This is a genomic window from uncultured Methylobacterium sp. (genome assembly GCF_964251405.1).
Classification (GTDB): Bacteria; Pseudomonadota; Alphaproteobacteria; order Rhizobiales; family Beijerinckiaceae; genus Methylobacterium.
In genome coordinates this window covers 1-8,624 of sequence record NZ_CAXUJR010000127.1, presented here as the reverse complement: position 1 = coordinate 8,624, position 8,624 = coordinate 1, and the positions used below count along the sequence as shown (strand labels likewise).

The following is an 8,624-nucleotide window of genomic DNA, read 5'->3' as shown; positions in this document are numbered from 1 at the left end:
GTAGTCCTCCACGGCATCTCGGATGCGGCCGGGTTCGACGATCCGCTCGGTGGTGAGCAAGGCCGGCGCGGATGCCGGCCGGATCCCGAGGACGTTCTCGACCGGAATGTCGCGACGGATCGAGAAGGCCGTCCGGGCCGATCGCACCGGCGCCAGGGTTCGATCGAGAAGGGAGATGTCCAGTGGGGCCGCCTCCGCATCGAGGTCGTAACGGATTCCCGATGCGCGAAGGCAATCGGTGACGGCGTCGCGGATGGCGTCACGGTGATCGGGATTGACCGTCGCCGCCACGTTGAGGCCAGCAGGCTGCCAGAGCTTGGCGCGGCTCCGTCCCCAAAGGTGATGGGGCATCGTGAGAGGCGCCACACCCTCCAGGCGCTCCTGCCCATTCACCGCCGCAAGCGCGAATGCGAAGACCGGCTCGGCCCCGCGCGCCTGATGCTGGGCGGCAGGCAGCAGATAATCGGGATCGGCAAAGATCGGGTCGGGAACCCGCAGCCGCGTGAGGAGGCCGCGCCAATCCGCGATCCGTTGCTCGGGGACCGAATTCGCTCGACGGAGGTCGATACGCCATGTGGCGGGGCCGGCATCGTGAGCGGCCTCAACCGCGGCGTGAGGTGGTGCCGCCCCCGCACCGCCTTCGATGACCGTGAACCTCTGTCTCATGCTGCCGTCCTGATCCCTGCCGGGCCGTCCCGTTACGGGACACGGGAACGCTCGAAGCGCCCCTTCGCCAGCCCAAGGACCAAGATTGATGCCGCCGCGAAACTTGCAGGACTGGGACAGCCCCGGGCGTCCTGTCGTCAGCTGCCGGGGATCGCGAGCGGATTGGCCATGAGGGCGGCCGCATCGGGGGAATCGAGGCGTGGCCGGCCGAGGAAAGCGTCCCAGAGGCTCTCGACGAAGGAGGGATCGAGGTCTCGCACGATGAGAACGAGGCGCGAGCGACGGTCGTCGTCCGGCCAGGCGTCGAGTTCAACAGGCGCATGGATCACGTGCTGGACGCCGTGGACGACGACCGGGCGGTCGGGCGAGTCGGACAGCGCCACGAGCCCCTTCAGCCTCAGGAGCTTCGGTCCATGGGCCGAGCGCAGCAAGTCGAGGAACATGTCGAAGGAGGCGCGCGGCACCGGGACGTCGCTCGTCAGGGTGAAGGCCCGGATCGCGGCATCGTGGCGATTGACGTCGTGATGATGATGGCCGTGATGGTGGTGCTCCACGGCCTCGGCTCCGAGCCAGGCGCGGACGTCTTCGCCCTTCGATTCGAGGCCGAACAGGCCTCCGAGGAGGTCGGCGGCCGGCACGTCGCTCTCGTGGATCGTAGCGCCGGGATTGAGGTTGCCGAGCCGCTGCCGCAGGGCCGAGCCCGCATCGGCCGCGAGATCGGCCTTGGCAACGACGATCCGGTCGGCCACGGCGGCCTGGCGCTGGGCTTCGGGATGAGCGTCGAGGGTGGCCTCGCCGTTCACGGCGTCGACCACCGTGACGACGCCCTGCAGCCGGTACCGCATTACGAGGTATGGATGGTAGATCAGCGCGTGCAGGATCGGCGCGGGATCGGCGAGGCCCGTCGTCTCGATCACCACGCGCCGGAAAGGCTGGATGCGGCCGTTGTCGCGCTTCCGCAGAAGGTCTTCCAGCGTGCTGATGAGATCGCCGCGCACGGTGCAGCACAGGCAGCCGGCGCCGAGCAGGATCATGTCCTCGTCGACAGACTCGATCAGCAGGTGGTCGAGGCCGATCTCGCCGAATTCGTTGACGATGACCACGGTGTCGGCGAGCGCCGGATCGCGCAGCATCCGATTCAGCAGCGTCGTCTTGCCGGCGCCGAGGAAGCCCGTGAGGACGGTGAGCGGGATCGGATCGGGACGTCTCTGCGGCTCGGTCATCGGATCCGCCTAGCGCGACCCGAAGCCGTGCTCAATCCTCCCCCGCCCCTCGCCGCGTCGCGGCCTTCGCGGTCGAGGCCTTGGTCGTCGTGGCCTTCGCCGTCGTAACCTTGGCCGTTGCGGCCTTCGTCGGTTTGGCCGCCGCTGGCTTGGAAGCCCCGGCTTTCGCCGATGCCGGCCTCGGCTGGGCCTTGGCCGCCACCACCTTCGCCTTGGCCGGCTTGACGGCCTCAGCCCTGACCTTCGGGCCACCGGCGAGGACGGGGGTGGTCTCGACCGACGTATAGGCGCTCGTGGAAGACGGCATGCCGGGTCGGACCTTCGCGGCGGCCTTCTTCGGGGCCGGCTGATCTTTCGCGGTGGTCGCCCTGGCTGCTCTCGCGGTTTCGCGGGCAGCCTTCGCCGCCTCGATCTTGGCGGTGCGCGCGGCGGCCTTCTCGGCCTTCTCGGACTCGGCCTGCTCGTTCAGCGCGATGGCGCTCTCGGCCGGGTCGCGACCGATCCAGACCAGCACCGGCTGAAGGGGCGCACGGGGCGGAAGGGCGCGGTTGCGCAGGGCCGCACTGTTCATCGTGGCGAAGGCCAGCGCCGAGGGCAGGGGCGAGACCGCCGCCATCAGTTGCGTGTTAGCGTTGTCGGCATTGGCGCCGGCGACGACCGCACCCTGGCCGGAATCCACCGGCATCGGCTTGCGCCGGTCGCAGACGTAAGGGCGCATGTCCGGTGGCTCGGAGATCCCGGAGGTGGGCAGGCTCTCGAGGGTCGCCGCACCCCACCCGGTGGACTGACTGAAGCCGAAATCGAACAGGTCGGCCGCCTTGATGTCGCGCTCGCGCGCGCTTGGCTGGCCCATGACCACCGTGATGATGCGGCGTCCGTTGCGGGTGGCGCTCGCCACCACGTTGAAGCCGCCCGAGCAGATGAAGCCGGTCTTCATGCCGTCGGTGCCGGCGTAGCGCCCGAGCAGGCCGTTGTGGTTGGCCATCACGGACCGTCCGAACTGGATCGCGCTGATCGAGAAGAGCGGCCTCGACTCGGGGAAATCGCGGATCAGAGCGCGGCCCAGCACCGCCATGTCGCGGGCCGAGGTCCATTGCCGGGGGTCCGGCAGGCCATGCGGATTGGTCCAGCGGCTCTCGCGCATCCCGATGCGCTGAGACGTCTCGTTCATCATCGCGGCGAACCCTTCGACCGATCCGCCGAGGTTCTCGCCGATCGCATAGGCGACGTCGTTGGCCGACTTGACCATGATGATCTTGAGGGCGTTGTCGAGGGTGAGCTGCGTGCCGGGCTTGAAGCCCATCTTCGAGGGCGGCTCCGCGGCGGCCTGAGGCGAGATCGTCAGGAGGGAATCGAGCGAGACCCGGCCCTGCCGTACCAGATCGAGGGCGACGTAGGCGGTCATCAGCTTCGTGACGGAGGCCGGGAACCAAGGGTCGGTGGCCCCCTGGGCATGGATGATCTTGCCGGAATCGACGTCCACCACCAGCATCGGCGCCGTGACGGCCCAAGCCGCGCCCCCCGTCAACAAGCCCGCTGCCGCGGCGAGCCCAAGGGCGAGGCGGCTCAAGAATCGGTTCGACATCAGGCCTGTCTCGACGAGGACGACGTCGATCGGTTTCCCGGCCGCGTCGTCCGAAAGAGGTGGGGCGGAAACGAGCCCGCGCGAGGGCCGACCGGAACGGGGCCGCTCATGCGAAGACGGGTCCACCGCATCCATGACGCCTCACTCCAACCCGCGTTCCATGGCGAGAGCATGGCAAATCCTGCTCACCCACACCAAGTCACAACCTTCTGCCGCCTCTGATCATTCGAAACCGGGGTCCGCAAGTGGCGTCGGGGGCCTTTGCGGACTATGGCGGACGGCGTTCCGGGACACCGGTTCGCCACCCCGCGCTGAAGGTGCGATGTCCTACGCCGTCAAGGAACTCTTCCATACGCTTCAGGGCGAGGGCGCGCAGGCGGGCCGCGCGGCCGTGTTCTGCCGCTTTGCCGGCTGCAATCTCTGGTCCGGGCGCGAGGAGGATCGAGCGGAGGCCGCCTGCCGGTTCTGTGACACCGACTTCGTCGGCCTCGACGGCGAGGGCGGCGGCCGGTTCTCCTCGGCGCAGGACCTCGCCGTGGCCATCTCGGAGACCTGGCGCGGCGGCGAGAACAATCGCTATGTCGTCTTCACCGGCGGCGAGCCGCTGCTGCAACTCGACCCCGCCTTGATCGATGCCGTCCACGGACGCGGCTTCGAGATCGCCGTCGAGACCAACGGGACGCTTCCCGCCCCCGAGGGGATCGACTGGATCTGCGTCAGCCCGAAGGCCGGGAACCCCTTGGTGCAGGCCTCGGGACACGAGCTGAAGCTGGTCTTTCCTCAAGGCGGCTTCGATCTCGACGCCTTGGCCTCCCTCCCCTTCCGCCATCATTGGCTGCAACCCATGGACGGATCGGACCGGCTCGCGGCGACGCAAGCGGCGGTGGAGCATTGTCGCGGCGACGCGCGCTGGCGGCTGTCTCTGCAAACGCACAAGATCATTGGCATCCCGTAGACTCGAGATCCGGTCCGATCGGCGGACATCGGCCTTCGCGCCGCCCGCCGGGGCCGCTACCGCGATCCCTTCGATTGCGGTAGCGTTTCGCCTGCAGACCTCGGCGGGTTTCGAGACTCGGTGCGACGCTTTCTGAAATTCCTTCACACGATAGGCGCCATCGGCCTCATGGGGGCGATGGCATCCCTGCTCGTCCTGTTGAGCTGGGCTCCCTCGCCGAGTGCGTTGGCCGAATACGCCATGATGCGCGGCGCGATGGGCACGATCGCCACGTGGATCTTCTTTCCGTCGCTCGGGCTGACGCTGATCGCCGGCCTGCTGGCGATCGGTCTGAACCGCGGTTACCACGACGCCGGCTGGGCCTGGCTGAAGGCCGCCACCGGCATCCTGGTCTTCGAGAGCGGCTTCGTCGGCGTTCTCGGCCCGATGCAGCAGGAAGCGGAGCAGAGCGCCCTCGCGCTGGCGGGGCGGATCGACCCCGCGACCCTCACGGGATCGCTCGCGGCCGAGCGGAACACGCTGTGGGTGCTGCTCGCCGTCGCGGTCGTCAACGTCGTGGTCGGCATCTGGCGGCCGCGGCTGACCCGACGACGTCCCGCTTAGGCGTTGCGGGCGGCCTTCGGCTCAACAGATGGACATCCCGCCCGCCTTGGATGTGGTCCGTCGCCCCTATCCGGTCTAGGAACGGCCCCATGAAGATCACCCAAGCCTTCACCTTCGAGGCGGCGCACCGGCTACCGAACGTGCCCGCGAGCCACCGCTGCCACCGCATGCACGGGCACTCCTATCGGGTCGAGCTGACCCTGAGCGCCCCGGTCGATCCGCACACCGGCTGGGTCGTCGACTTCTTCGACGTGGAGACCGCGTTCGCGCCGATCCTGGGCCAGCTCGACCATTACTGCCTCAACGAGGTCGAGGGGCTGGAGAACCCCACCGCCGAGCATATCGCGGCCTGGATCTGGCATCGCGCCAAGGGGGCGCTGCCCGCGCTTTCGTCGGTGAAGGTGTTCGAGACATCGATGTCATGGGCCGAGTACGAGGGTGCGGACTAGTGGACGACCAAGCGCGATGACCGACGAGGGCGCCCTGGTCCTGTTCTCGGGCGGACAGGATTCGACGACCTGCCTCGCCTGGGCGCTGGCGCGCTTCTCCCGCGTCGAGACGCTGGGCTTCGACTACGGGCAGCGCCACCGGATCGAGCTCGACTGTCGGGCTCGCCTGCGCGCGGGCATCGCGGCCCTCGACCCGGACTGGGCGGCACGGCTTGACGAGGATCATCTCATCGATCTCGGAGCGCTGGGCGCGATCTCGGAGACCGCGCTGACCCGCGACACGGAGATCGCCTTCGCGGCGGATGGTCTGCCCAACACCTTCGTGCCAGGCCGCAACATCGTGTTCCTCACCTTCGCGGCGGCGCTCGCCTATCGCCGGTCGCTCCGCCGCATCGTCGGCGGCATGTGCGAGACCGATTTCTCCGGCTATCCCGATTGCCGCGACGACACCATCAAGGCGCTGCAGGTGGCACTCAACCTCGGCATGGACCGCCGCTTCGTCCTCGACACGCCCCTCATGTGGATCGACAAGGCAGCGACCTGGGCGCTCGCGAAGCAGACCGGTGGGCAGGGCTTAGTCGACCTCATCGTCGAGGACACCCATACCTGCTACCTCGGCGAGCGCGGCGCCCGGCACGATTGGGGCTATGGCTGCGGGACGTGCCCGGCCTGCGATCTCCGGGCGAAGGGGTATGGGGCGTTCGTGGCGGGGGCCTGATCCGTCAGCGACCACAGGGGCGACGGGCTTCACCCTGAGTTGGAGGCCGAGCACCAAGTCTCGATCGGCATGGATGAATTCTCGGTCCGCGAGACTCCATCGGTCCGCCACATCGTCCGTGAAAAGAACGGACTTCATTTGTTCCGTGCAAATGTCAACGTAAGGACGCTCATCTTTCCGTCGACATTGAATTTGAATGGCGGCGTCGTGATGACGAGATTCTCATCTCTGTAATCGATATTTCTAACTTGCGATGTTCCCGTCCAAACCTCGTTCCAAGAGACATCGATCTTGTGAGTGACCTTTTGTCCGTCGAAGGCGTAAGTTCCGGTATAGGCATAGAAGCTCTTATGCAATCCGATGCGATCCTCGTCAGTCATCTTGTCGTTGGCTTCCGGCCTCTTTCGTCCTTCGAAAGCGACCACGACCATCATTCGTCCATCGGGACTGTAGTTCAACCACCCGGTTGGCCGTGGCCCACCGTAGGCGTCGATGACCTCATTGGTATCCACAAGCAGCCGGGTCGCTGTTGCAAGACGCCAGTTTCCAACCAAGTCTCTCGTTTCTGTGGCGAACGCGGACGACGCAAGCAAGCAGAAGGCGAAAGCCGAGAACAGCACTTTCATAAGATCCTCCCGAGACTCGATTTGTGCCATACCTCTTTTTAGGAAGATGCGTGAACGCTTTGCAATCACCCATCGGTCTAGGGGTGAGTTCTCATTTTCCTGATTGCGGTCGGACCCCGGCCGGGACCGACCGCTGGGCGCTCACGTCCGGTTGTCGATCTCCAGCACACCGCTGCTCCTGTCCGCATAGGCAGCGATGAAGGTCGGCCGAGACTGCCAGCGCTGCCAGAAGGCATCGAGATGCTCGAAGCGCTCATCGAGCGGGGTGGCGTTCACCGGGAACTTGGAGAACGCGATGGCCGTCGCCAACGTGATGTCCGAGAACGTCGGCTGATCGCCTCCCACCAGCCACGCACGGCCGTCGGAGAGGTGCCGGTCGACCAAGCCGGCATGCAGCAGTGCTACTTTGCGGGAGTGCTCGCCCCAGGCCGGATTGCTGGTCAGTTCGAGCTTCGGGCCCAGACCCTGATGCAGGACATGAAATGCAGTGACGATGGGATAGAGGATGTGCACCCACACCCGGTTGTCCCACATCTGATCAAGGCCACGCTCGTGCGCCGTCTCGCCCATGATCTTGCGGCCTTCGAACGTGTCTTCGAGGTAGCGGGCAATGGCGGAGGTCTCGCTCAAGTAAGAGCCGTCGGCGAGCGCGAGGGTCGGTGTTTCGCCCCAAGCGTTCATCTTCAGGTGCTTCCAACCCCGCTGCTCGCCGACCGGTGACATGTCGTAGACTGTCTCGTCGAAGTGACCGGCGATCCCCTTCTCGTGCATGAAGATCCGCAGGCGCTGCGGGTTCGGGAAGGCCGAGGGTGAGGTGAAGAGCTTGAGCTTGTCGGACATCATCGTCTCGCTTTCCTCAGAATTTTGCCTGTCTGTCAGATGACAGGTAGCAAGCTAGGACTGACATCTTGTGCTGTCAACCCCTGTCTGCCATATGACAGGTGGAGGTCGAGAATGGCAGCGACGTTGAAGAGGGATGTGCGTGAGGCGATCCTCGTGGCAGCGAGGGAAGCAGCGATGGCCTATGGATACAGCGGCATCAATTTCCGCGACCTCGCGCAGGCCGTCGGCGTCAAGGCCGCAAGCATCAACTACTACTTCGCAAATAAGGCCATCCTTGGCGCGGCAGTCGCGCGCCGCTATTGGGAAGACATCGCCCGCGATCTTGAGGCTATTTCAACGGATGCGCAAAGCCCGATGGAAGCGCTGCGGCAATACCCCAGTATTTTTCGCCTCTCTCTGGAGCGCAATAATCGTATGTGCCTCAGCAGCTTCATGGCGACCGAATATGACGCGTTGCCTGAGCAGGTTCTGAAGGAGGTCCAGTCTTTTGCCGACGTTAATACGGCTTGGCTACGCGAGCATCTAATTGCTGCAAATTTAGTTGAGCCGAAGGACGGGGAGAAGAGAGCCCGTGCGATCTATGCTGCTGTAGCCGGAGCTCAGATCATCGCTCGAAGTCGTTCGGACATAAATCTGTTCGACTCGTTGGTCAGGAGCTATCAAGAGGCGGGACTCCTACCGAACTGATCAAAAGCTCACGCGAAGACAAGGTCCGCTTCAATGCTCTGCCGACCGTAAGCGGTCAGGCGGAAATCCACCCGACCCAGTCGTAGGTCCTCGGCCACCAAGTTGCCTTGGAACGGACCTTCCGATCATCTGCAACGGGTCGAAAGTAGCCCTGTGCACGCCAAACAGAGCGTCAGATGCAGAGGGTTTCGGTGAAGGCCATGCCCAAGCGCTCCTACGCACCGACCGCGTGCAGCACGATCTCGCGCCGATGCGGTCGATCCCGGTGT

General features: G+C 65.6%; 10 protein-coding genes. 5 read left to right on the top strand and 5 right to left on the bottom strand.

All coding sequences use genetic code 11. The annotated features are described in order from the left end of the window. From ACFE7U_RS16675 to ACFE7U_RS16665, 3 genes are all read right to left on the bottom strand, one after another. Window positions 1–666: hypothetical protein (locus tag ACFE7U_RS16675; protein ID WP_375410835.1), on the bottom strand; the 666-nt coding region annotated here is incomplete at its 3' end. Window positions 667–803: 137 nt separating this feature from the next. Continuing rightward, a complete protein-coding gene (locus ACFE7U_RS16670; RefSeq protein WP_375410834.1) occupies window positions 804–1,889 on the bottom strand; it encodes a CobW family GTP-binding protein in 1,086 nt (361 codons plus the stop codon). Between the two features lie 31 nt (window positions 1,890–1,920). Then, on the bottom strand, window positions 1,921–3,474 hold the full coding sequence (locus ACFE7U_RS16665) for a D-alanyl-D-alanine carboxypeptidase family protein (protein WP_375410833.1): 1,554 nt from the start codon (window positions 3,472–3,474) through the stop codon (window positions 1,921–1,923). A 322-nt stretch (window positions 3,475–3,796) separates the two neighbouring features. Here ACFE7U_RS16665 and queE point away from each other — a divergent pair, with 322 nt between their 5' ends. From queE to queC, 4 genes are all read left to right on the top strand, one after another. Next, window positions 3,797–4,429 carry a 7-carboxy-7-deazaguanine synthase gene (queE, locus tag ACFE7U_RS16660; protein WP_375410832.1) on the top strand — a complete coding sequence of 211 codons (633 nt, stop codon included), beginning with the start codon at window positions 3,797–3,799 and terminating at the stop codon, window positions 4,427–4,429. Between the two features lie 120 nt (window positions 4,430–4,549). Then, window positions 4,550–5,032 (top strand): hypothetical protein, encoded by a 483-nt coding sequence (locus tag ACFE7U_RS16655; protein ID WP_375410831.1) that lies wholly within the window; start codon window positions 4,550–4,552, stop codon window positions 5,030–5,032. A gap of 89 nt (window positions 5,033–5,121) precedes the next feature. Next, window positions 5,122–5,481: a 6-carboxytetrahydropterin synthase QueD gene (gene queD, locus ACFE7U_RS16650; protein ID WP_375410830.1), complete on the top strand. Its 360-nt coding sequence runs from the start codon at window positions 5,122–5,124 to the stop codon at window positions 5,479–5,481. Between the two features lie 16 nt (window positions 5,482–5,497). Continuing rightward, on the top strand, window positions 5,498–6,199 hold the full coding sequence (gene queC / locus ACFE7U_RS16645; RefSeq protein WP_375410829.1) for a 7-cyano-7-deazaguanine synthase QueC: 702 nt from the start codon (window positions 5,498–5,500) through the stop codon (window positions 6,197–6,199). Between the two features lie 134 nt (window positions 6,200–6,333). Here queC and ACFE7U_RS16640 read toward each other — a convergent pair whose 3' ends face one another. After that, a complete protein-coding gene (locus ACFE7U_RS16640; RefSeq protein ID WP_375410828.1) occupies window positions 6,334–6,825 on the bottom strand; it encodes a lipocalin-like domain-containing protein in 492 nt (163 codons plus the stop codon). Window positions 6,826–6,966: 141 nt separating this feature from the next. Beyond that, the gene (locus tag ACFE7U_RS16635) at window positions 6,967–7,668 is read right to left on the bottom strand and encodes a glutathione S-transferase family protein (protein ID WP_375410827.1); all 702 of its coding nucleotides are present in this window, start codon (window positions 7,666–7,668) and stop codon (window positions 6,967–6,969) included. A 111-nt stretch (window positions 7,669–7,779) separates the two neighbouring features. On the opposite strand from ACFE7U_RS16635, the gene ACFE7U_RS16630 reads away from it, so the two are divergent. Continuing rightward, a complete protein-coding gene (locus ACFE7U_RS16630) occupies window positions 7,780–8,355 on the top strand; it encodes a TetR/AcrR family transcriptional regulator (RefSeq protein WP_375410826.1) in 576 nt (191 codons plus the stop codon). Window positions 8,356–8,624 lie beyond the last annotated feature (269 nt).